14 protein-coding genes and 2 pseudogenes are annotated in these 25,313 nt (G+C 41.7%); 3 read left to right on the top strand and 13 right to left on the bottom strand.

The window, feature by feature from the left end; genetic code table 11:
* Nucleotides 1–20: 20 nt before the first annotated feature.
* The 3 genes from RMY00_RS22620 to RMY00_RS22610 are packed head-to-tail and all read left to right on the top strand — an operon-like array spanning nt 21 to nt 3,635.
* The gene (locus tag RMY00_RS22620; RefSeq protein ID WP_322649683.1) at nt 21–779 is read left to right on the top strand and encodes a MinD/ParA family protein; all 759 of its coding nucleotides are present in this window, start codon (nt 21–23) and stop codon (nt 777–779) included.
* 5 nt (nt 780–784) lie between these two features.
* On the top strand, nt 785–1,816 hold the full coding sequence (gene glsA, locus RMY00_RS22615; protein WP_416212091.1) for a glutaminase A: 1,032 nt from the start codon (nt 785–787) through the stop codon (nt 1,814–1,816).
* Nucleotides 1,806–3,635: a PAS domain S-box protein gene (locus tag RMY00_RS22610; protein WP_322649682.1), complete on the top strand. Its 1,830-nt coding sequence runs from the start codon at nt 1,806–1,808 to the stop codon at nt 3,633–3,635. The genes glsA and RMY00_RS22610 overlap by 11 nt, the downstream gene beginning before the upstream one ends.
* Before the next feature lie 230 nt (nt 3,636–3,865).
* Here the strand turns inward: RMY00_RS22610 and RMY00_RS22605 are convergent, their stop codons facing one another.
* The 13 genes and pseudogenes from RMY00_RS22605 to RMY00_RS22545 form a co-directional block, all read right to left on the bottom strand.
* Entirely contained in the window at nt 3,866–4,606 is a 741-nt protein-coding gene (locus RMY00_RS22605) for an SDR family oxidoreductase (RefSeq protein ID WP_322649681.1), read from the bottom strand.
* A gap of 110 nt (nt 4,607–4,716) precedes the next feature.
* Nucleotides 4,717–7,890 carry an efflux RND transporter permease subunit gene (locus RMY00_RS22600; RefSeq protein ID WP_322649680.1) on the bottom strand — a complete coding sequence of 1,058 codons (3,174 nt, stop codon included), beginning with the start codon at nt 7,888–7,890 and terminating at the stop codon, nt 4,717–4,719.
* Nucleotides 7,891–8,392: 502 nt separating this feature from the next.
* On the bottom strand, nt 8,393–8,851 hold the full coding sequence (locus tag RMY00_RS22595; protein ID WP_322649679.1) for a hypothetical protein: 459 nt from the start codon (nt 8,849–8,851) through the stop codon (nt 8,393–8,395).
* Between the two features lie 443 nt (nt 8,852–9,294).
* Nucleotides 9,295–10,596: an efflux RND transporter periplasmic adaptor subunit gene (locus RMY00_RS22590; protein WP_322649678.1), complete on the bottom strand. Its 1,302-nt coding sequence runs from the start codon at nt 10,594–10,596 to the stop codon at nt 9,295–9,297.
* Nucleotides 10,597–10,744: 148 nt separating this feature from the next.
* Nucleotides 10,745–10,909 carry a hypothetical protein gene (locus RMY00_RS22585; protein ID WP_322649677.1) on the bottom strand — a complete coding sequence of 55 codons (165 nt, stop codon included), beginning with the start codon at nt 10,907–10,909 and terminating at the stop codon, nt 10,745–10,747.
* A 144-nt stretch (nt 10,910–11,053) separates the two neighbouring features.
* Nucleotides 11,054–16,918 carry an AAA family ATPase gene (locus RMY00_RS22580; RefSeq protein ID WP_322649676.1) on the bottom strand — a complete coding sequence of 1,955 codons (5,865 nt, stop codon included), beginning with the start codon at nt 16,916–16,918 and terminating at the stop codon, nt 11,054–11,056.
* 230 nt (nt 16,919–17,148) lie between these two features.
* Entirely contained in the window at nt 17,149–19,203 is a 2,055-nt protein-coding gene (locus RMY00_RS22575) for a glycoside hydrolase family 10 protein (protein ID WP_322649675.1), read from the bottom strand.
* Nucleotides 19,204–19,447: 244 nt separating this feature from the next.
* Nucleotides 19,448–20,020, bottom strand: a complete 573-nt coding sequence (locus RMY00_RS22570) for an HdeD family acid-resistance protein (RefSeq protein WP_322649674.1) — start codon at nt 20,018–20,020, stop codon at nt 19,448–19,450.
* A 167-nt stretch (nt 20,021–20,187) separates the two neighbouring features.
* Nucleotides 20,188–20,739: an alpha/beta hydrolase gene (locus tag RMY00_RS22565; protein WP_322649673.1), complete on the bottom strand. Its 552-nt coding sequence runs from the start codon at nt 20,737–20,739 to the stop codon at nt 20,188–20,190.
* A gap of 183 nt (nt 20,740–20,922) precedes the next feature.
* A complete protein-coding gene (locus tag RMY00_RS22560) occupies nt 20,923–21,114 on the bottom strand; it encodes a bromodomain-containing protein (RefSeq protein WP_322649672.1) in 192 nt (63 codons plus the stop codon).
* 227 nt (nt 21,115–21,341) lie between these two features.
* Nucleotides 21,342–22,103: pseudogene (locus tag RMY00_RS22555) on the bottom strand (hypothetical protein); the annotation flags it as partial.
* Between the two features lie 1,515 nt (nt 22,104–23,618).
* A pseudogene (locus tag RMY00_RS22550) lies at nt 23,619–24,308 on the bottom strand (caspase family protein); the annotation flags it as partial.
* Nucleotides 24,309–24,318: 10 nt separating this feature from the next.
* Entirely contained in the window at nt 24,319–24,696 is a 378-nt protein-coding gene (locus tag RMY00_RS22545) for a hypothetical protein (RefSeq protein ID WP_322649671.1), read from the bottom strand.
* Nucleotides 24,697–25,313 lie beyond the last annotated feature (617 nt).

Here is a 25,313-nt window from a genome sequence, read left to right as displayed (position 1 = left end):
AATTAATAGTTTCATAACCAATGCCTAAAGTTGTTTCAATTCATTCCTATCGAGGCGGTACGGGTAAATCTAACTTTACTGCCAACCTAGCAACCACAGTAGCTTCACTGGGCAACCGCGTTGGCGTAGTTGATACCGATATACCTTCTCCTGGCATACACAATTTATTCTGTCTAGAGTCAGAGCAGATAGGCAAAACCCTGAATAACTATTTGTGGGGTGAAAGTTCGATCGAAGAAGCTGCCTACGATGTCAGTGTCAACATTGATGTAGATATTCCAGGCAAGCTGTTTTTGGTGCCTTCCAGTGTCAAAGCAGATGAAATCGCCAGAATTTTGAAGGACGGCTATGATGTCAAGCTGCTGAATGATGGATTTCGTAGCTTGGTAAAAGCACTCAAGCTTGATTATTTATTTATTGATACCCATCCTGGTTTGTCGAAAGAGACATTTCTCTCGATCGCCATCTCCCATGTGCTGATCCTGATTTTGCGCCCCGACAAGCAAGATTACCAAGGTACTGCGATCACCGTGGATGTGGCGCGGCAACTGAAAGTCCGAAAAATGCTGTTGGCAATCAACAAGGCACACAGCAAACTCAATTTAGAGGCACTGAAGCAAAAAGTTGAGGAAACCTACGGTGAAACTGTTGCTGGTATGTTTTCTTTGTCGGAAGATATGGTACAGCTTGCCAGTGAAGGAGTGTTTTGCGTGAAATATCCAGAACACTCAGTGAGTCAGGAGTTTCGCAAAGTAGCACAGCAAATTATAGAGGGGTAAGCACAATGCCAAATTTAGGAGATATGCAGTCCCTTGCCAGTTCCATTAGTGCAGTTACGTCGCCCTTTCGGAATTATTTGAACGATCTGTACGAAAAATATCGATCGCTAAACGAGGGCAAGGTTGCTGACTACATTCCCGAATTAGCACTGGCAAAACCAGAGTGGTTTGGCATTTGTGTCGTCACTGCCGATGGACAGGTGTTTGAGGTGGGAGAATGTCAACAACTATTCACAATTCAGTCCATTTCAAAGGCGTTTGTGTTTGGCTTGGCATTAGAGGATCATGGACGCGAGTATGTAAATAGCAAAGTCAGTGTTGAACCTACAGGGGAAGCATTTAACTCGATTGTGTTAGACGAGGCTACCAACCGTCCCTATAACCCGATGGTGAATGCAGGGGCGATCGCCACTGCGGATCTGATCAAAGGCAAAAACAGCACGGAACGCTTGAAACGACTACTGGAAATGTTCAGACTCTATACCGGAAGGGAACACGACATCAATGTACCCGTTTTTTTGTCGGAGAAATCGACTGGCTACCGCAACCGAGCAATGGCTTACCTAATGCTGAACTTTGGCATGATCAGCGACAAGATTGACGAAACACTGGATCTCTATTTTCAGCAATGTTCGATTTTAGTTAACGCTAAAGATTTAGCAATGCTGGCGGCAACACTGGCAAATGGGGGTATCAACCCAGTTACGAAGGAAAGGGCAATCGATGAGCGCTATGTTCAGGATGTGATTAGCATCATGCTTACCTGTGGAATGTACGATGCGTCGGGCGAGTGGGCGTATCGAGTGGGGATACCTGCTAAGAGCGGAGTAGGTGGCGGGATTACAGCAGTCGTTCCTGGCAAGTTAGGCATTGGTACGTTCTCCCCACCTTTAGATGCCAAGGGAAACAGTATACGAGGCATTAAGGTGTGTGAATACCTATCTAAAGATTTTGGCTTACATCTATTTAACGTTGCCAAGCCAGAGCGAGATTTACAACAATGGCTGGTAGGAGGAGACGGCATTAATGATTGGTAAAGCTATTGAGAAAACACCCCGTAAATTTCCTCTTCGTATCACCTTGGTAGTACCTTTTGTGCTGCAAATTGTAATTGCCGTTGGACTGATAGGCTATCTCTCCCTCCGTAATGGACAGCGATCGGTTGATAATTTAGCCAACCAGTTGAACAGCGAGATTGGTAAGCGGATTGAACAGGGGGTTTTAAACTACCTCGAAGAACCCCATCATCTCATTGATGCAACCTACTCAGCCATTCAAAGTAGCAATTTAAATCCGCAGGATTTTGAAGCATTGGGACGTTATCTTTGGCAAATTGTTCATCAGCAAAGGTTGATCGACTATTTCTACTATGGCAACGAGCAAGGGGAGTTTATTGGTGTTGAGCAAATGGAAGATGGCACAGTTCAACTCAAAATTCGGACAGAGGCATCAGCACCAAACCGTAAAACCTATTTATTAAATGAGCAGGTACAACCACAAAAACTCCTAAAATTATTAAAGTACGATCCTCGTCCCCGTCCCTGGTATGAGGCGGCGAAAGCAACAGGTAAGTCTACTTGGAGCAAAATTTATGCATCATTTTCTCGCCATAACAATTCCTTAGAAATTTCTCCGGTAAAACCAGTTTATGACTCAAATGGAAAGCTGCTAGGGGTTCTATCTATCAATATGCGGTTAGTACTGATTTCAGATTTTCTGAAAGATTTGTACATCAGCCCAAATGGACAAACTTTTATTATTGAGAGATCGGGTGATTTGATTGCAAGCTCGACAGTTTCCCAGCCTTTTAAGATTGTGGTTAAAGGCGATAATAAAGAGATAGAGCGGCTTCCAGCGATTAAGAGTAGCAATGCTATAGTTCAAGGAATCACCCAATCTTTGCAAAATCAGTTTGGTGGTTTTAATAACATCAATAAGCGACAGAATTTAAAACTTTTTGTGCATGGAGAACGGTATTACATTGAAGTAGTGCCGATTCGAGATGGGCGAGGAATTGATTGGTTAGCAGTGGTGATTGTTCCTGAAAATGATTTCATGGCACAAATCAATACCAATACCCAAAATACTATTTTACTATGTTTAGCAGCATTGGCTGTAGCGATCGCGCTTGGTATGTATACTTCACGTTGGATAACTCATCCGATTCTGCGCGTTTCTCAGGCATCTAATGAACTGGCTCAGGGCAACCTCAATCAGCAAATTGCACCTAGCCCGATTATTGAAATTGATACTTTGGCAGATTCTTTTAATGGCATGGCAGGACAATTGAAAAACTCCTTTGAAAGTTTGGAAGCCAAAAATGAAGAATTACGTATTGCCGAAGAAAACTACCGCAGCATCTTTGAAAACGCCCTCGAAGGTATCTTCCAATCCTCACCAGAAGGACGATTTATCAATGTCAATCCGGCACTGGCAAAGATTTATGGTTATAACTCACCTGCTGAGATGATAGAGAGCATCACGAACATTAGTGAGCAGCTTTATGTTGAGCGAGACAAACGCACTGAATTTAAAGAACTACTAAAAACACAAGGCACTGCAAAGAATTTTGAGTACCGTTCTTACTGCAAAGATAGTAGTATTATCTGGACACAAATTGATGCTCGGGCGGTAACAACTAGTCAAGGGAAGGTGTTGTACTACGAGGGTATTGTACAGAATATCAGCGAGCGCAAACGCCGAGAAGATGAATTGAGACGGCAATTAGAGGAATTAAAGATTGAAATTGACCATAAGAAACGCGAAAAAGAAGTAGCAATGCTGACTCAAAGCAGCTATTTTCAGGAGGTGCAGCAAGAGATGGCAGACGTGAACCTAGATGAATTTTGGAGTTAGCCGTGCTATAGAGGCAGTTCAGGAAAAGTAGTTGACAAGTAGATATGGCTGCTGTACACAATCTCCATGTTTTGGCTCAAATGCAACTTCCGAATCCAATCTACGGGTAATACATAATTATGTTTATTTGTCAATAAACTCTACTGGACTGTCTCTCTAGCAAGGCTCAAGTTATTGGCTGAGGTTTTGAAACGGAGAATATGGCGTTCATGAGAAGAGCTTTGATTATCTCATGCGATTCCACCGTTTACACGAATATTTTGCCCAGTGATCCACCTAGCTTCGTCGCTAGCCAGAAATGCTACTACGTCAGCGATTTCTTGCACATCTCCCAGTTTGCCAAACGCAGCCATTTGGGCTAAACGGTCTATCTGTTCTTGTGTTTTGCCTTCTCGAAATAGTTCTGTATCGGTGGGGCCAGGAGAAATAACATTAACTGCGATCGCTTTTGCACCTAATTCTTTAGCTAGTACCCGCGTGATTTGTTCAACAGCACCCTTGGTTCCGACATAGGCACTATAAGTTGGCAACATCATCGCCGTAGTTGATGAAGAAAAGTTGATAATCCGTCCTCCTTCTGCCATGTGTTGCGCGGCTTGTTGACAAGCAAAATAAGTACCTTTGACGTTAATAGCAAAAATCGCGTCAAAATCTTCTTCACTCACCTGAGTAATTGGTTTATAGAAGGCGATTCCGGCGTTGTTAACCAAAATATCCACTTTACCGAAGCGCTCAAGTGTTTGCTCAAATAACCGTTGGATGTCGGCTACTTTGCTAACATCAGCTTGTATAGCAACTGCCTCTACTCCCAATTTTTCAATTTCTGCAACAACTTCTTGTGCTTTGCCTGCATTACCTGCATAGTTAACGACAATAGATGCGCCGTTACCAGCTAATTTTAGTGCGATCGCTCGTCCAATTCCCCGCGATGCACCAGTGATAATTGCAACTTTACCGGCTATTGATGCCATAAATTCACCTGTTGTTGTTTCAGTTATTAAGGGAACTCCAAAAAATAAATTATCCCAATTTCCGGACTCAACACAACTAGTTTCTCCCCCCTGCCCTAACTCCGAACTCCTTACCGACGGCTGGTAGAAGGAACTTTGCTATTTTGACTAACATCTAGCTCATGAGGCTGACGACGTGGACTCAAACGATCGCGAATTTTGCCAATTACGATATATAAAATTGGTACAAAAAACAGAGTCAAGAAAGTAGAGACAATTGTACCACCAGCGATGGCAGTACCAAGAGATTTTCTGCTAGCTGCTCCTGCTCCTTCGGGATTTACCAATGGCCAAATACCCAAGATAAAAGCGAAGGAAGTCATCAGAATCGGTCGCAAACGTTCTTGTGATGCTTGCACTGCTGCTTTAGTAATTGAAAGACCCCGCTCTTGCAGTTGATTGGCAAATTCCACAATCAGAATGGCGTTTTTACTTGCCAGACCAATCAGCATTACTAAACCAACCTGGCAAAATACATCGTTAGCTAAACCCCGCGACATCTGCGCCGACAACGCACCCAAAATAGCTAGGGGAACTGACAGCATAATAATTAGTGGGTCAACATAGTTCTCATACTGAGCAGCCAGCACCAAAAAGACAAAGACAAGTCCCAATCCAAAAATTACGGGCGCTAGACCGCCAGACTGTTTTTCTTCGGCAACGATCCCTGACCATTCATAGCCCATACTTGCTGGCAAAACCTGCTTTGCTAATTTCTCCATTGCGACTGTTGCTTCACCAGAACTATAACCAGGAGCGGCGGAACCGTTGATTTCAATGGAGCGGAACAAGTTGTAGTGATTAATCGTTTGCGCCCCAGTGGCAGAAGTAATTTTCACAAGATTGCTCAGGGGAACCATCTGATTATTAGCAGAACGCACGTATAATTTACCGATATCCGCAGGATTAGAGCGAAACTGAGCGTCTGCTTGAACATACACTCGATAAGTTCGTTGGAGCAAATTAAAGTCATTGACATACCGCGAACCTAAGTAAGACTGTAGGGTATTAAAGATATCGTTTACTCCAACTTGCAGGGATTTAGCTTTGTTACGGTCTACTTCAATTAACATCTGCGGTGTATTTGCGCTAAAAGTGCTAAACACAGCTTGCAATCCTGGCGTCTGATTACCGCGTTGGAGTAACTGACCCATAACTTGCACTAAGTTATTTAAACCACTGTTCCCCGTTCTGTCTTGTAGCTCAAATTGGAAACCGCCGAAACTGCCTAAACCCTGAATAGATGGTGGATTCACCGCGAAAATTCTCGCTTCAGAAATTCCCCCAAACACTCCACTCAACTTACCAATGATTGCCTGTGCTGACTGTCCCGGTTCGTGACGCTTGTCCCAAGGCTGGAGAGTGGAAAAGATCGCACCACTATTGGCAGAGTTACCGCTAAAACCAAAGCCACCGATCGCAAAAGTACCTGTGACTTCTGGCAATTTGAGGATTTCTTTTTCTACCTTAGCCATGACTTCGCTAGTGTAGTTGAGTGAAACTCCCTCTGGCCCTTGGATAATGGTGATGAAATAACCTTGGTCGTCATCAGGGATAAACGCTGTAGGTACGTTGATGTAAAGCCAGCCCGTTACCCCCAAGGACAATATAAATATCCCCACTACGATCGCTTTTATCCGTGTCAAACCATTGAGTATGCGTTCATACTTCCTGCGTGTCCAATCAATAAACCTGTTAACCCGCTCAAAAATCCAGCCTAACCAACCGCCTGGTCTTTGTCCCTGGCGCAGCAGCAAGGCTGAGAGGGAAGGAGTTAAGGTAATGGCCAGAAAGGTAGAAATCGCCATTGAAAAAGCAATGGTCAGCGCAAATTGCTTATATATCTGTCCCGTAGCTCCTGGGAAGAATGCCACGGGTACAAATACAGCCATTAACACTAGAGATGTGGCAATCACTGCTCCAAACAGCTCTCGCATTGACTCAGAGGCAGCTTGGCGGGGCGACATCTGCTCATTCTCAATTAACCGAGAGATATTCTCGACGACGATAATTGCGTCATCAACCACCAATCCCGTTGCCAAAGTTAAACCAAACATGGTCAGGGTGTTGATCGAAAATCCAAAAACCTTGATAAAGGCAAAAGTACCAATCAAGGTTAAGGGAATGACAATCACCGGAATCAGCGTAGTCCGCCAATCCTGTAAAAAGATATAAATTACTAAAACTACAAGAGCGATCGCTTCTATCAAAGTCTTAACTACTTCTGCTAGCGACGCTTCCACAAAAAGTGTTGTATCAAACGCCACCTGATATTTCAGTCCTGGGGGAAAACTTTGCTCTAGCCGCAGCATTTCGGTTTTTACTGCCTTAGCAACGTCTAAAGCGTTACTTCCAGGGCTGGGAAATATCCCTAGTCCCACACCCTCGTTGCCTCTAAATCGCAGAAAAGTACTGTAATTTTCTGCTCCCAATTCCGCCCGACCCACATCTCTCAACTTTACCAGCGTGCCATCCTCAGATGTCTTGAGCACCATGTCGGCAAATTCTGTTGCCCCACTTAGTCTGCCAATAGCTTGCAAATCTATTTGATACATCTGATCTGGTAATGTTGGCTGCTGCCCAATTTGCCCAGCCCCCACCTGTAAATTTTGCTCATTGAGTGCATCGATCACATCTTGGGGGGTGAGGTTACGACTAGCAAGGCTACTGGGGTTGAGCCACAAGCGCATCGCATAGCGGCGTTCACCAAAAATCTGCACCTCACCTACACCTTTGATTCTTTTGAGGGCATCTACTATGTAGAGGTCGGCATAGTTACTTAAAAAAACGTTGTCGTATTCTTTATTATCTGAGTACAGCCCGATCGCTAAGAGAATGTTGTTAGACTGCTTAGTGACAGTGACTCCAGTTTGCTGTACAGCTTCTGGTAAGAGCGGTTGAGCGATCGACACCCGATTTTGCACATCAACTGCTGCAATATCTTTATTGCGCGATGCATCAAATGTAACTGTAATCGTACTATTGCCATTATTACTGCTGTTTGAAGTCATGTACTTCATGCCTTCAACGCCATTAATTTGCCGCTCTAAGATAGTCGTGACGGTATTTTCTACGATTTCAGCATTAGCACCAACATAGTTAGCTGTAACATTAATTTGAGTTGGGCTGATCTCTGGATATTGATCTGTCGGTAGTGTCGGGATACTAATGGCTCCTACCAACAAAATGATAATGGAGCAAACACTTGCAAATACAGGTCTCTTAATAAAGAAATCAACAAACATGGGGATTGGTGGTAGGTATTTGGTAGTATGCTTGGCAGTAACATACTACAATTTAGCATCCATCTTTAATATTCTGGAGCGATGGCAACACCATCCCTGAGATTGAGCAACCCTGAAATATTAACGAAGGCAGGAGGCAGAAGGTTAAATTTAGCGATCGCGTTGTAAAATGCCAACTTCATTCAAGGCAAAATCCCGCCAGCGACTTCAAGTAAACGTCAGGCGGGAGAAATGAAAATACTTTACAAGAGGTAAGGATACGTCCCTTCTTGGCGGCAGATTAAGGTTTGATGCGGCTTGGCGAATATTGTTGAATGCCTGAGTGTTCTTTGATGTAAACGCGATACTTATGGCGGTAAACTACGCCCTACCGAACTTGACAGAATTTAAGTGCTAATGACGCAGGTATTGTCTTGACCATAGGCTACAAACATCTTTGATAAATTATTTGTCTTCGTTAACCAAAAGCTCATCTGGTTTATTAAATCTGCCTAGATTAAAATTATCTGAAGAAGGGATTTTCTACACCTTCCCCTTGAATCGTACTAAACTGCGGACATGTTGTCCCAGATAAGCGTGTTCCATTAAATGTAAAAGTAGTGCCGTTGGAATTGATAGCATTACCACTTATCCTCCGATCTGAAACAAAATCTCCTGTTACTTCACCGTTAAGTGCGATATTTTGGTCTGAAGGTGGATTTGTGACTGCTTGCCAATTTCTCCGATCCTGACCTAGATTTGTACGACTATAAGTAGCATCTAGTCCACTAAAGCGTAGGCTGCTACCATTGGCGTTAAATTCAAAACAAGTAGTAAAATTATCTCCTAGACTCGACTGAACATTCACATCGTAGCTTTTGCCCTCTACTCCAGCTTGTACTGGCGCAGCAAACAACATTATTTGTCCGAGTAAACAAGTTAAAACTAAACCCCAATTAGATTGGATGATTTTCACTAACATAATTGTTTACCTCCGTTATGCAATCAAGTAATTGCTTACTTTCACTCATTGCTGACAGGTTAAGGTAATTAACCATTTGTCAATAAGTAATGGTGCTTAACATTCATTCCGAGGTCAGAAACGCAAATTTTCAGCCTGTGATGCCGTTTCCATAGCGTCTCATAGACAAGTCTGGCTACGCCTACGCATATTTAAAAGCATCGTTCATCCTTGCCTTAAAATTTAGTATAAAGCTTAATTAAATACTCAATAGCATGGATAATTTACAGCGTAATTACTATTGACAAAACGAGTTATATCTTAAACTTTCATAGACCTATAGGGGCTACTCTACGAGTTCTCTAACGGAGTACCCACAGGGTAAGAGCGATCGCTATAGTTAACGCTCTTGGGTGGGGATTGGTAAAAGACAAGATTGAGGACTTCTTTGCCACTCCCCTTAATTAAGTTTCTGGAACGATCGCAACACCATCCCTAAGATTGAGCAAACCTGAAATAATAACTTTATCTTCTGGCTGTAAACCTTCAATAACTTGGTAATTATTATCTTTGATTTCGCCTAGCTTCACTCGCCTTTGCCGAGCTACTTGTTGAGATACACCTTGGGGAGATGTTTCTGTTTCAACTACATAAACAAAAGTGTCTCCACCTACACGAGTCATTGCTGTTGTGGGGATTAAAATTCCGGGGCGCTGATTCCAAAACACTCTAGCCCTTACCAATTGATCTGCATGTAACTGACCATTAGGGTTATCAAAAAGGGCTTTTATCAGTATTCCTTGGGTTTCATTGCTAGCAGTAGGTGCAATGAAAAATACCCTACTTCTACCAAGTTTTTGACCTTGTGTGTTCATAACCTCCACTGGCATTCCCTTACGCAATTGAGGCCCTTGCTGTAATGGCACAGAGATGTTGACTTCTAAAGGTCGATTTTGCGCGATATTAACTAATTGTGTAGAAGTATTAACTAAATCACCTACTTTCACAGCGATTTTGCCAACTGTGCCACTAAAGGGGGCGGTAATTTTATCGGATTGGATGTTCCCTTGTTGTGGAATATTTACATTAGCTTGCTGCAAAGTTCTTTCAGCCTGTAATATGTTGGCTCGTTGTGCTTGAATTCTAGAATCAATTGCATCAAGATTAGTTTTAGCATTAGCGAGGCGATCGGCAAACTGATTGCGAGTTTGTCGAGACACGGCTCCTTCCTGGGCTAGGGCGACAAACTTTTCGTAATTTTGCTGGTAAAATTGCACATTTGCAACGTAGGATGGTCGTTGTGCTTCCAGAGATTTGAGTGTAGCGCGGGCATTCTCCAGTTGCACTAAAAATCCTTGAGCCACAGCATTGCTTCCACTTACACCTGCTTGTGATGTAGAATCTACTTGCAGAATTGTCGCTCCTTGGGCGACTGGATCTCCCGATTTGACAAATATCTGAGTAACTTGACCCTGAATCTTTGGCTGGAGTATGACTGAGCGCTGGGATTTTAAGCTAGCAATAAAATCTGAGCTTTCCTCAATAATGCCACTTTGTACTGTCGATATTTTGACTCTTACCCCTTGAGGTTGAGCATTAGTAGTTGAAGGTGCTGAATTTTGCGGACGCCAAACTAGAGCTGCTCCGCCCCCTAACAATAGTAATGCAGCTAAAACCCAAAGCCACCGCCGTTTTCCAGAAGGTGGCTCAAATGAGGTTTGTGGAGCTTTTTCTCCAAAATCAGTTTGAGGCTCAGGGGATGTCATGGCTTATGAGGAACTTAAGGAACAAATTAACTAGAATTCAATCAATATTTCATCTGTTGATATAGAAATTACTGATTTGGCATGAGGTGTTGTGGCAAATTATGTGTTACCCCATCCAAATATACAGTTTTAATCATTCCCTCTAAATCTACCCAAAGGTGAATCCCTCATTTTCTATCCAGTTATCATGAGCAGGGTTTGGTGATGATGGCATACCCATCCCACAGCGATCGCTACAACAGTGGTAGGGTAGTGGCGAGGTAGGTGGTTTTAAATGAAATGTCCACCTTCCTGAAACTTCAGAGACATTCATCTATATCGCCATGATTCGTATTATGGTCAGACGATTGGCATAATTTTTGACTGGTTTCGCCTTTTAAAACATACTTTAATAATAAAATACAGTCACAGATATTTGCCAAAATCCTATTAATTAATTGTGTTAATTGTGTTATATCTACTCAGTAATGGGAATATAAATTACAAATTCTGTCCCTTCTCCTAAAACAGAATTAACTTCAATTTTGCCCAAATGTACTTCTTCCACAATTTGCCGCGCGATCGCTAGTCCTAATCCTGTGCCTTTACCTACTCCTTTTGTAGTAAATAAATGGTCAAATATGCGTGCTTTGACATCTTCACTTATTCCTGTACCATTATCAGCAATTGATATTTTTAAATGATGATTTTCAATGACAGTTCTTACTATAATTTTGTGAGGATTTAGTTTTAGATACTCAAAACTTCTGCCTATACTTGACTCATTTAAAGCATCAATTGCATTAGCTAGAATATTCATAAATACCTGATTTAACTGCCCAGGAAAGCACTTAACTGGCTGCAAATTATCATACTCGGTTACAACTGTAATTTCTGGACGTTGCTCACTCGCTTTAAGGCGATGTTTGAGAATTAAAATTGTACTATCAATGCCTTCATTGATGTTAAATGACACTTTATAATCTTTATCGGCACGGGAGAAAGTTCTTAAACTGGTGCTAATATTTTTTAATCGATCAGAAGCTATGACCATTGCGTCGATAATTTTTGGTAGGTCTTCTAAGCTATAGTCTAAGTCAATTTCTTCAGCATGATTGAGAATTTCTTCTTCAGGATTTGGTAGAGCTTTTTGATATAGTTTTAGGTGTTCAGTGATATCAGTAAAGGTAGGTTTAGCTTGTATAAGGCTAGCCGAAATAAAGCCGAGGGGATTGTTCATTTCATGAGCTACCCCAGCAACTAAGTTACCTAGTGCAGACATTTTTTCCTGTTGTATCATTTGTAGTTGAGCTTGTTGTAGTTCTTGAAGAGCATTTTCTAGTTCTTGAGATTTTTGCTCAATGGCAGCTTCAGCAAGTTTGCGTTCACGAAGTGCAGCTTGCTGTTCGCTAATATCAATTAGAATTCCATCCCATACCATTTCACCATCCTCGCCGCGTTCTGGCTGAGAAGCAGCTTTTACCCACTTGATATTTCCATTGGGTGTAACAATGCGCCACTCATGCTGAAATGGGGTAAGATTTTGTGCTGACTCAACAACTGCGCGAAAGGCCTCTGCTCCATCGTCGGGATGTTCAAAATCACGCAGGCTACATTTCCCTGACAGGAAATCTTCTGCTGGGACTTCGTAAAGAGTTTGACATCCAGAACTGACGTAGGGTACTGAAGCTGAACCATCGGCTTTAATTCGGATCTGATAAATCATTCCAGGAATATTATCTGCTAGTTTCTGAAAGCGGGCTTCACTAAGCCGTAATTTTTCTAAAGATTGTTCTAACTGTTGAGCATAAATTTGTGAATATTGATAAAGACGTGCATTTTCTAGAGAAATGGCCGCTTGGGTACAAAGAAAGTTGAGAATGAGGATGCGATCGCTTGTAAACACATTACTAGTGGAGCGATTCTTTAAATACAAAATCCCAATTAAGTGTCCTTGATTAAGAATTGGCAAGCACAACAAACTTTTTGGTTGTCGTTGACTTAAATACTCATCAATTACAGGTAAATTAGTTTTGAGTTCGTTAATCACCACAATTTCTTCGGTGTTTTTGACGTACTGTATCAACTTAATTGGTAAGTCGGGGTTGCCCTCTAAAGGTTCGGCACAAAGTTCTGTAGTTTCGGGTGTAGCAATGGCTCTTACCAACCATTTTCCTTGAGTATTAGGTAGGATTAAGGCACAGCGATCGCCCCCAGAATGTTGCAGAATAATCTGTGTTAATTTGTGCAGTAGTTCATCCAATTGAATCGTGCCGGAAATAGCTTGGGAGGCTTTGAGGATAGCAGCAAAATCAAAAGTACTGATGTCGGTGCTAGAAGAACGACCCAAATTAGTGGAATTATGAACCGAAATCTGACGACTAACGCTGCTCGATATTGTTTCCAGCATATGCAGTGATTGTACTCTCTGCTGGAGAATAACGCGCAGTAAATCGGGATAGCGGTTTTCCAAATCCTCGGTTTTGGCTTTTGCGCCCCAACGAGCGTAACAGTAGTATGCCTCTTGCATATAACCTGCCGCTACTTTCTGTTTGCCCCAACTTAGATAAAATTTAGCGGCCAGTTCATTGCTGAGTGCTTCATCTTGCAGATAACCATGTGTTTTGGCTTGGGCAATAGCTAAATCGTAATGTTCCATCGCTTCAGTAAATTGATCAAGCACTCGATAGCGTTCTGCTGCTACAAGTTGCCAACGATGTTGATGATTGAATGGAGCATAAGTAGCCCAAGTTTGTAGTTTTTTTTGATGGGCATTGATTCGCTCTAAAATGGCTGATTGTTCTTGGGCATTAACATCGGTGTAGCGTGCTAGATGAATTAAAGCATCATAAAAAACTCTGACAGCTACGACGAAGTAGCCAGTTACAGCATTACTATACTGTTCTGCTAAGGCTGCTTGTTGTGAGGCTGCTTGGTATTCTCCGAACAAATAACACAGAACAGCTTGATTGAGATGAAGATAAAATAACCCCGTGCGATTGCTAGCAGCTTGTAAGCTGGGCAAGATTTGGGCGGCACTGAAGACTTTGCCCTCTAAACAATAGGGAATTTCCGCTTGTCCTAATAAATTGAGAATCGCTTGCTGGTAACACTCTTGATATTTTAACGTTGCTTCTTGTTTGCCTTGGCTGATGACTTGCCGATAAGTCTCCATTTCTTCAGCCAAATCATTTAATTCTCGACCACTCCAATAGCTACACTGACTATATGACACTAAGTTCAACGCCATGCATACCGAATCTCCGGTTTCTAAGCCACTCTGATAAGCGTCTAACAAAGATGGGATACTGTGATTTAATGGTTCTTTCCAATGTCGAATAAAGCTGTTGACAATAAAGTAAGCTCTACTTTTAAAAGCGTTAATCTGGTGTTGTTCTAGTAACTTTAATGAAAGCTGTCCAAACTCATACCCAGCATCAATATCTCCAATCAAACCACAAAGAGTCACTCCGTAGTCTGCATAAGAAAAAATAGCAATAGATGAATTGCCAAACTGGATAGCCATCTCCACTTGCTTAGATGTGAGTAATGGTAACAGTGTGGGTTTACCGATGTACGCAGAGGACACTAGTGTAGTCATTATTTGCATGGCTGCCAGTTGATGCGGATCGCTCATTGCAGGCAAATCCAACAAACTTAGGGGTGCGCGCCCCATCCATAGTTGCCTTGTCTGTTGAGTTGCTGCGCTAATATCAGCCATAGTTGGCTGTTCGGGAAATTCTACATCGAGTAACTTCAACACTTGCAACCCAGTCTCAACTACTTTAGCAAATTGACCTTGAGACCGGAATGCCGTCATTCGGGTTTCATAGACTTTGATAGTATCAAGCAAAGAAGTGGCAGATTCTAACACAACGTTACCCCATCCTGCCAGCTTGTCAAAGTCTGTATTTAGGCAGGCAGCTTCTAAACGTTCATTATGCAGATTCAGGGTTAATTTGTAATGTTCCATCCAGGCATCGAAGGGCAGTAAGTCAATACCTTGGGTGCAATATTTGACAGCAAGATTATAGGCGATCGCTGCTTTGGCTTTGCGCCCCGCCAGCAAATTCAGTTGTGCTAACTCCAATTTTTTATCAGGCTCAGTTATCAAATCAATGCCTATATTGAAGTGATTGACAATTTCAAAGATATATGTATCTAGTTGAGTTGCAGGCGTGTTAGCGTGCAATAATTGACCGATCGCCAAATGAGTAGCTTGTTTTTGGTCTTCGGGAATTAAACAATAAGCAGCTTGTTGGACGTGATCGTGCAGAAAGCGATAAGCAACATTTTTGATATTGTTAGTATTAACTTCTTGCTCATGGCTGAGATAAAACTTATAAACTTGACTTTGCGGTAAAATCAATCCTTCCTGTAAAGCCTTCCACAAAGTATCTGCCACCTGCTGTAGCGACTGTTGTGAAACAATTCCCAAAGTCGTTAAATCAAAAGAGTTACCAATACAAGCAGCTAACTTCAGGACATTTTGCGTTTGCTGGGGTAATTTTTGTAACTGAGTAGCCATAAATTCTACCACATCATCAGTCACAGATAGCGCATTGACCTGAGCAAAATCGCATTCCCAATAACCTTGTTGGTGATTAAATTTAATTTGTTTATCTTCGTATAAAGCCTTGAGAAACTGCGTGATAAAAAAGGGATTGCCTTTAGTTTTGCGATTGATTAATTCTGTTAGAGGCAGCGATATCTGTGTCGTACAATGTAAAGTATTAGCCACTAACTGATTGGTATCACTCAAGTCAAGGGGGGCAAGAGTAATAGTATTAACAATCTTACCAGCTTTCTTGAGTTCCTTCACCTTCAACATAAATGGATGTGTAGCTGACACCTCATTATCTCGATAAGCACCTAACAAAAGCAGATGTTTTTGATTTTCCGTCAGCAGTTTAATTAACTGTAGCGAAGCCAAATCTGCCCACTGTAAATCGTCTAGAAACATTACCAGTGGATGTTCCCTTGTTGTGAAGATAGCAATAAACTTTTGAAAGAGTAAATTAAACCGATTTTGTACCGCTGTTCCCGCTAGTTCTGGTGCAGGCGGTTGTTTACCAATTACCTGTTCTAATTCTGGAATTAATTCAATCAAAACTTGCCCATTGTCTCCAACAACTTGAAGAATTTGATTGCGCCACTGTATCAATTGTGCGTCTGATTCTGACAACAATTGCGCTATTAAGTCACGGAAAGCTTGCACAAAGGCGGATAAGGGAACATTACGATTGAATTGGTCAAACTTACCTTTGATAAAATAACCCTGCTGACGGGTAATTGGTTTATGGACTTCATTCACTACAGCAGTTTTCCCAATCCCGGAAAATCCGGCTACTAGCATGATTTCTGATGTGCCGTGAGTCACACGCTCAAATGCTTGTAATAAGCTAGCTACTTCTGTTTCTCTGCCATATAATTTTTCCGGGATCAGGAAGCGATCGCAGACATCCCACTGACCGATTTCAAAATCTCTAATTTTTCCTGTATCTTGGAGTTGGGCTAAACAAAGTTCTAAATCATGCTTTAATCCCAAGGCACTTTGATATCTATCTTCGGCGTTTTTCGCCATTAACTTCATGACAATATCCCATAAGACTTTTGGTATTTCTTTGCTTCTGACTTCTAGCTGCGATGGCATTCTCGCCAGATGACAATGCACCAATTCCATCGGGTCATCACAATTAAATGGTAACTTTCCAGTTAATATTTCATAGAATGTTACACCCAGAGAATAATAATCGCTGCGGTAGTCGATACCACGGTTCATTCTGCCTGTTTGTTCTGGGGAAATATAGGCGAGAGTTCCTTCTAAAACATTTGGACTTTTAATTTCTTGGGTTTCTTTAGGTAGTAATGAAGCAATACTAAAGTCAATGATTTTAATTTTTTTTGTTTGAGGATTAATCAGAATATTTGCTGGTTTAATATCTTTATGAATAATGCAACTTTCGTGTAAATCGTAGATAATGCGGACTAGGTGAATAGCAATATTTAAAACTTCTACTAAGGATATATTCGAGTTTTTAATGTATTCTTTTAAAGAAATTTCTCCGGTATCTGCCATCACCAAAATATAGCCATTGCCATAGGTTTCTAGCGATAAGGGATGAATAATTCCAGCAATATTGAGATTTTTACTGATTGTATACTGATGGCGAAATTGTAGTAATTCGTTAAAACTGGGATACTCTAAGGTCAGAAGTTTAATAACAACTGGAAGTTGGTCTGATAGGCGGATAGCTCGATATACGTTGGTTCTGGAGCCAGCGTACAGTTGAGAGTTAATTTGATATCCCGGAATGATGGGGATAGAATTTATAGTCACCATCTATACATACCTTATAATAGAATTTGGTTTTCCTTACTGACATTAGTATTCCCATTAACTTGATGTTAGATAACCTATCGAGAGGAATTGATGGCTGTTCTAGTCGCGGCAATATATGGACTAACCAATAGTATAAAAAGCGCCTATGAGCAAATTTCTACCTCTGCAATAAAGACTAAGCTGAGGTAGAAGCACTTTCAATTGCAGATTCAACGAAATCCGGGTTTGGTTCAACTCACTGTAATAACTGTTCCCGCACTCTCATTTGCCAATCTATCCACTGCACATACAGCATAGGTTCCCGCTAGTTGGACGGTAGCGAAGGTTGTGCCAGCAGACAAAATTCGTTGAATTGCCCAAGTATCGCCAGTTTGTCGATAAAGTGTCCAAGAACGAACGGGCTGATTGTCTCCAGGTTCCCAACTCAGTTTGCGGTTATTGACTTGTAGTTGAATAGGCGGAGGCGGCGGTGTTGTATCCTGCCAAGACAAAGTAGGCGGTAACGCAGGTTTGTTATAAAGCAGACTTTGGAATTTATCAGCAATGCCCTGACTATTTTCTGTCAAAACACCGACATTAAAGAAGATATTCCCCAGTGATAAGTTTCCAGCTTGGCTACGACTAATTTTCACCTGCTTTTCAATTTCATCACTCTCCCGACTCTTGTTGCTTGGTTCCGTCAAATTGTTACCAGCATAAACGTGTCTTTGTTTTGTGTTTACCTCTGTCCACCACTTTAGCAACGCCGAATAACTTTGTTGTGGTTGGTCTGTGCGCCAGTAAAGTTGAGGAGCAATATAATCAATCCAGCCTTCTGCTAGCCATTTCTTCGAGTCTGCATACAGCACGTTGTAAGCATCCAACCCAGTAATACCAGTGGGTTGTCCAGGGCGATAAATGCCAAAAGGACTAATACCAAATTTAACGTCGGATTTAGTTGCTTTAATTCCCTGGTAGAGACGCTGTACCATTCTGTTAACATTGTCTCGTCGCCAATCGCCAAGGCTGAGTGTCCCCCCGCCTGCCTTATATGCAGCGTAGGTTTTATCATCGGGGAATGGTTGCCCCTCAATGGGATATGGATAAAAATAATCATCTAAGTGAATGCCATCAACATCGTAGCGCTTCACTACATCGAGAATTACGTTATAAGCTCTATCCTGAACTATTTTCAGTCCTGGGTCCATCCAACGTTGAGTTTTCCACAAATAAACGCTTTCTGGATTGGTAGCAGCTATGTGGGGACGGACTGTTTTAGCTGGGTCGGTGGAAGTACTGGCGCGGTAGGGGTTGAACCAAGCATGGAGTTCAATATTGCGCTTATGACATTCTGCGATCGCAAACGCTAAAGGATCATAAAATGGTTCTGGTGCTTTCCCCTGAGTTCCTGTAATCCAAGCACTCCAAGGCTCTAATTTAGATTCATATAAAGCGTCTCCCTCCGGTCGCACCTGAAAGATGAGGGCATTGAAGTTTAGGGCTTGTAATTTACTAATAATCTCGCTAAGTTCAGCTTTTTGTTGGGCAACAGAAAGTCCTGCCTTGGAAGGCCAATTACTATTCCACACACATGCTACCCACGCTCCCCGAAATTCCCGGCTATGACTTACCCTAACGCTACCGATAGGTGTGGGTATTGGCGTTGGTGTCGGTATGGGTATTGGTGTTGGCGCTGGCGGCTGCACTAGGTAACTAGAGGCAATTTTTTCTGCCTGACCTAAATACACTAAAGCTTGATAAATAATCACTGCCACATCTGCACGGGTGGCTGCAAGATTAGGATTGAGTAATTTGATATTTGGGAAACTAACAACCAATCCTGCGCTGGTGGCAATAGCTACCTGATTTCTACCATACTCAGGAATCTGAACAGAATCTTGATAAATTTGTGGGAGTTGTGAGAGGAGGTCAGATTTTACTTTGGTGGCAATTTCTAAGCCTCCTACCAAAGAAACTAAAACTTCTACCCTAGTAATTCGGTTAGCTGAACGGAAAGTTTTATCAGGAAACCCGCTAAGAAATGCTTTTTCGTAAGCTGCTTGAATGGCGGCGGTGGCCCAATAATTAGTGGGTACATCAACAAAGGGGACATACTGCCGTTTCTTTGAAACTGTCCCAAATGCCTTGGCGATAATAGCGGCAAATTCAGCGCGGGTAACAGAGTTATCGGGGCGATAAGTGCCGTTAGGCAACCCATTGACAATACCACGTTGGGCTAAGGCTGTAATAAATAAACGTGCCCAATGGTTTTGAATATCCGAGAAGGGAGTAGCAATAGATACCATTGTTGAAAAGCAGCTAGCTGGCCTGGATTTTGATTTCCTTAGCTAATTTAGCAATATCAGAGCGATCGCTGCTGCAATGTCTTATAAACTTGGGCATGGGGCATGGGAAAGAGGACTTGGGGACTCTTGAGAATTGGGGACAAGGGGAAAGACTTGTTGGAAGCTCTAAACTTTTGTCACCTTGTCCCCTTATCCCCTCTGCTCCGCTAGCTCTCCTGCTCCCTCATTCCCCATTCCTCATCTACTAAGTAGGATTTGCAGCTTCATTAGTAGAATTCAAGGTAGAACGTGCATTCAATGACAGCATTACGCGTGAAACGCCAGTGAAAATAATGCTAACACCAACTAGTGTGCCAAGAAGCCAGGGCGCATTAAATGGCCACTGGAACCAAATCATTGCGCCTAAGACCAATGTAATAATCCCATCACCTAGTATCCACGTCCAGTTCTCTTGGGGACGTAACTTAAATGCCAGAATTAACTCGAATGTACCTTCAGCCAGTAAAAAGCTGCCAAGCAATAGAGTTAGTGTGAGAATACCTGTAGAAGGATAAACAAACAGCATTATGCCGGTTGCAATATAAAGTCCGCTCAATAAAAGTTTCCAAAGAAAACCTCCTTGATGGCGGGTTTGAGTGGCATAAACTAATTTTGTAAATCCGGCGAAAATCAAAATTACCGCAATCCAAGTCTCAGCAAATAAGGTCGATAGACTAGGCGCCGCGATCGCAATAACCCCTAAAATACTCAGAATAACACCACTTATAAGTGACCCATTAACATTCTTCTTAATATCTCTAGAAACATCGGCTGTCATACAAATCTGTTTCCTATTCTTAGACTAAACTCTACATTTAGGTTAGGGAATTTCTAGGTAACAAGGTATGAACCCTAAGATAGACTCATCAGTATTAACTTCATTGCCATCGCTACTAAAATTCACGACTATTGAGACACTAAGCCAATCATTTGATGATGTAACCCTCATAAAAGTTCTGCAAGATTGCTTAGGCGTTCATAAACAGCGATGAGACGATCTCCTTCAAGTTCAACAGAAGTATCTGGATAATTTTGAATGGCTCCAAGTAGTGTAACTTCTCCATTTTGTTGAATAGATGTACTTAAAGCACTTCGCAGTGCCTCCTGGTTTAGTTGTCCTGCGGGAGGGTGAACTACTTCACCAATTTGGCTAACTAAAACTGGCCCTGCCCAGCTAGAGAGTAAGTTATTTAAAAACGTAGTATCGGCTTTTATTGGGGTTTTAAGTGCTTTACGAGCTACTGTGGGATCTTGCTGCGCCGCCTGTAAATAAGCCCTTAACGTCGGGGTAGTCTTGCCAGTTTCTGTAAACTGAGTTAATTCTTGAACAGATATTTGCCCCTGAAAAGTACCATACTTCAAAACAACTTGCTCGGCAGCATTAGCATTAGCACTTGAGAGGAGAACAATAGCACCTAATCCTAAAGCTACTGTTTGAGTAAGTAACTTAGTGAATTTTTTACTGTTTAATCGGTTTAAAAGTTGATAAATCTGCATTTTGTCTAACTTGATAATGGTGGGAAGTGTACATAGGCATAAAATGCCTAAGCGTTATATTATTTCACGAAATTCCTGCTACAGATAGATGTTAGGGACGTACAGTTATACGTCCCTACAGGCAATTTCTTCGTTGGAAAGATTTTTGGAAATGGTGTTATTAAGCCTTTTCCTTAAGCGAAGCTAATGAGGTAGTATTGACTTATCTTCGTCTAAGGTTGGTGCAGGTATACCTAAATGCTTCCTTGCAGATTCTTCAGCTAGCTTTCGGTCTTGTTCGTTCTCGAACTGACTCTCATCTAACAAATGAGGATCTTTTGCCGCTTCATCTCGGCTTGGTTTATAGCCATTTTTCCACTTGTACTTCAAGTCCATAATTTGAAAAGCAGATATACTGCGATTTGATTACCTAGTTGTTCATATTAGGGGCTTAATCGAACATAATACTCCTGCTATAGGTTGAAGAGGCTCATTCAGAGGGTACAAATTTAACAGAATTTTTGAGTGAGAATACTCTATTGAGCAGGACTTGATAGATACCACGCTGAGACAAATCGAGTGGCGATCGCTTAATAAATTAAATTATAGAGTAAAGTATCTTCTTATTGATATCCCTGCCAAGGCGTAACTTCCAGCGTGCTGCTAGGCTTAAATATCACTTGGAAGTGGGCGAGAGGTTTTTTATCGTTGGGAGCTGCTACATTGGAACCGTAGACAGCGTTGAACATTTTAGGAAGAGGTGTTTCGCGGAAATAGTCAAAGGCGACTTGATTAAGTGGTTCATAGTCAGCAATTACACCATCTTTGTTGACTGCTACCCGATATTTCAAATCTCGTGTAAAGGTAGGAGTGCCACTCCAGCTTTGGCGAACTGTGTTATAAAGCTTTTGGTTTAAACCTTTGACTATATTAGGGTCAGTAATTTTTGCACCTACTACCTCTGGCGTCCTAGCATATCCCCGCCAAGGGCTAACTTTAAGCAAACCTTTTGTATTAAATACTACTCGAAATTGGGCGATCGGTTCTTTAGAAATGGAAGGGCGGGTAGCTGTATTATAAATAAGTACGCTAGGCAGAGGAGTTTGACCTACTTCTATATTTGCCTCTTTATTCACCGCTTTATAAGCAACGATCGCTCCATCCGCAGCTACACCCAAACGATAGATCAAATCCTGTTGCAATCCTGAACGATTATTCCAAGCTGGATGAATTTGGTTATAAACTTGACGATTCAATGCACGCAACTGTGATGGATCAGTAATTTCTGGAACTGTATTTAAAAGTGCATCCAAATCTTTAACCGCAGGGGATGTAGTAGGTGTGGGAGTAGCTAATTTTGGGGATATATTAGGTGTGGGAATAGATGATTTTGCTACAGGAGCATTGGGCTTGGTTATTGTCGAATGATCCTGGCGAAAATAATTTATAATATATAATGTGGGAAATCCAACTAACCCAGATAAAACAATTGCCGCAATACCTATAAAGGACTTATTTTTGAAGTAGGTAGTTCCTGATACAGAAGTTACTGCTATGGGTTGTTGCTGTTCCAGCATCTGAGCATCTGACTTTTGAACTAGCTGCTGATTTAATTTATGGGATAACTCAAGTTTAGCTTGAAGTTGATCTGTCTCTCTTTGTCTAACAACTTTTTCTTCAATTCGTCCTACTTCTTCATCTCCAAGTTCCAAAACCTGCTGATATCGCTTTAATTCCTCACGAATCTCCTCACTAAACGGATACTCATGCAGAATCGTTTGAATTAGCGCTTGTTCATACTGTTGTAACTTTTGTAGATATGCTTCAATTTCAACAGTAATTCGAGCTTCAATCGGAGCAATATTTTCATCTTTGAGACCTAACGTTTGCTGTTCATGCCTGAGTTGATTACGCTCCATTGCACTCAAGGGATACTGCTGCTGTGTAGCTCTAGTAAATGCCTGTTCATACTGTTGTAACTTTTGTAGATATGCTTCAATTTCAACAGTAATTCGAGCTTCAATCGGAGCAGTCTCTTCATTTTTGAGACCTAACATTTGCTGCTCATTCCTGAGTTGATTACGCTGGGTTGCACTCAAGGGATATTGCTGCTGTGTTGCTTTTATAAATGCTTGTTTATACTGCTGTAATTTTTGTAGAGAAGCTTCAACCTTAGCCGTAATTCGAGCTTCAATTGGAGCAATATCTTCATCTTTTAAATTTAAGTTTTGCTGTTCTTGTAGCAGTTCATAACGCTTTGCTGTACCAACAGGATACTGCTGTTGTGTTGCTGTAGTAAATACCTGTTCATACTGCTGCAACTTTTGCTGATATGCTTCTATCTCAGCAGTGACGCGACTTTCAAGTGAAGCTATATCTTTATCACTGAGTTCCCATACCCGTTGCATAATCTGCAACTGATCGCGAGCAGCTTGACTAAGAGGATATTCTCGTTGCATTGCCTCAGCTAATCCCTGTTCATAGTATTGCAGGTTTTGCTTATATGCTTCAATTCTTGCCTTAACTTGTGCCTCTATTGGCATTGTATCCTCATTCCTCAGCCCCAAAATTTGCTGAAGATTCTGTCGTAGCATATTGAGATCATCTTCACTGAGAGCTACTTGCTGCTGGAGTGCCTCACTAAAATCCCGCTCATATTGCTGTAACTTTTCTCGAAATTCCTGACGAACAACTGCTAACATCTCATCTTCAATTGCTGTTGCTTCCACCTTGGATAGTCCTAAGCGGCTTATAAGCGCATCCAAAATCTTCCGACCCACAAAAGTAACTTCGCCACGCTTACTGTATCGCGCCACTTCTTTGCGATACTTTTGTTTAGGATCGCCTTGGGGAACTTTTGTAAGTCGAATCTTAAAGCCTTCTCTACTTGTGTAGATTTCGGGCCTCATCGTCGGCTGTATTTCTCTAACTTTTCGGCTGGCATACTCATGCAACTCGTCAATGGAGACAACGCCATCTTCATCTAAGTCTGCTGCGCCTGTTGTAATTCCCTCTATCAAATAACGGGTATAAATTGAGAGGTCTGACCCCTGTTGCTCAAAGGAATATTGAGTTGAACTAGATGATGTGAGAACAGCCCGTCCCTCACCGCCTAATTGCTCACGGATATTTATAGTACCGTCGTCCTTGGCTGATAAACCTTCAGCAAAAGCACCACTAAAGCAACTATCCAAAATGACAACTTGCCGCTTAGAACGGCTGTGACTCATGCTTTCATGGACAACACTGGCTGCTACTGCCGATGAGCGAATTAAATCTCCTCTTGGAGTTTTACGTGTAGTGCGGGTTGCTAAAAAAAGTCTACCAGTATCATCTTTAATGCCATGACCGGAGAAAAAGAGAACTAACAAATCATCTTTTTGACGATGGGCAAATAGATTTTCGATAGCTTCCTCCATATCTTGGCGCTGGGGATTTTTTAGCACCATAATATCTGCCTCGGCAAAGCCACCCATTTCTGGGTGTAACAGCACTTGCTGCATCGCTTCAACATCTTTTACAGCAGCAGGTAGCGGGTTCAACCCAGGCTCATACTCACTCACCCCAATCAGCAACGCTACCTTAACCATCTGTGATTCTTTACCCTGCTACAAATTTCTGTGCTGCTTCAATTGCTGCTTCTAACTCTTGCCGACTGCTGGCTTTGACTTTCAGTTTCTTGCCATTAGCCTCGATTTCTAGTTCAATGGTTTTGCTGCCAAGGCGATCGCCTAAAAATCCCATCAATGCTTTAATATTCTTGGCATTCACCTGCGCTGTTAGCCAACCTACAGCCAGCCCTGTAAGTGATTTGCTGTCTGCTGGTGCTTCTGCTTCACGGAAAAGACTAGCATCTTCCACTTCATCCAGTTGTAGCATCTGTTGCAATAGTCTCTGTGTTTCGGCTTGCAGTTGTTCATCATCTAAATCAGGCTCTTGGAGGGCGATGGTAATCTGGACGTTGGATGTATTTGCCATTCTCAACCTTTAATTGTGGTTAATGCTTAAATTATTACAAGGATCTTATACAATCCAACTAGTAATAATTCCAGCCTAGATTGTCGTAAATACAAATTTTGCCAAGATGCATAGCGGGCTATGAATAGAAAGAGTACTGCAAAGTAAAAATAGATACTATTCCTGACCACAGCTAGCTAGGTTAGATTTTATTTCCTTTGCTAATTTTGCGATATGAGAGCGATCGCTATTGCTGTGTCATATAGAATAATTCTACACTTGCAGAATTTGTTTGGTTTTATATTTTCATTCAAAAAGCGATGTACCCTTCTCTACGGGATACAAGCTATATGCAACCGTGATTTTTAATCGTCACGTATATTTCCTGATTACTTTATCAAAAACGCTAATTGCTTTATAAAAAAGCCTGGGTGGGCGACGCGAGCACCCGTAGCTAAAGGCGGACAAGATATCCACTCCACAAAATTAGATAATTTCTTGATTGGAATAAAATTTATGTCTAAAGAAATAAGCACACCATTCATATTTCTATGTCCAAAAGCTGTACATGTACATAATAATCACCATCAACCAATATCTCTATAGATATAACTAAAAAACATAATGTTAGGATAATT

Source organism: Nostoc sp. ChiVER01 (genome assembly GCF_034531155.1).
Taxonomy (GTDB): Bacteria; Cyanobacteriota; Cyanobacteriia; order Cyanobacteriales; family Nostocaceae; genus Nostoc.
This window is presented reverse-complemented; position numbering and strand designations above follow the sequence as displayed.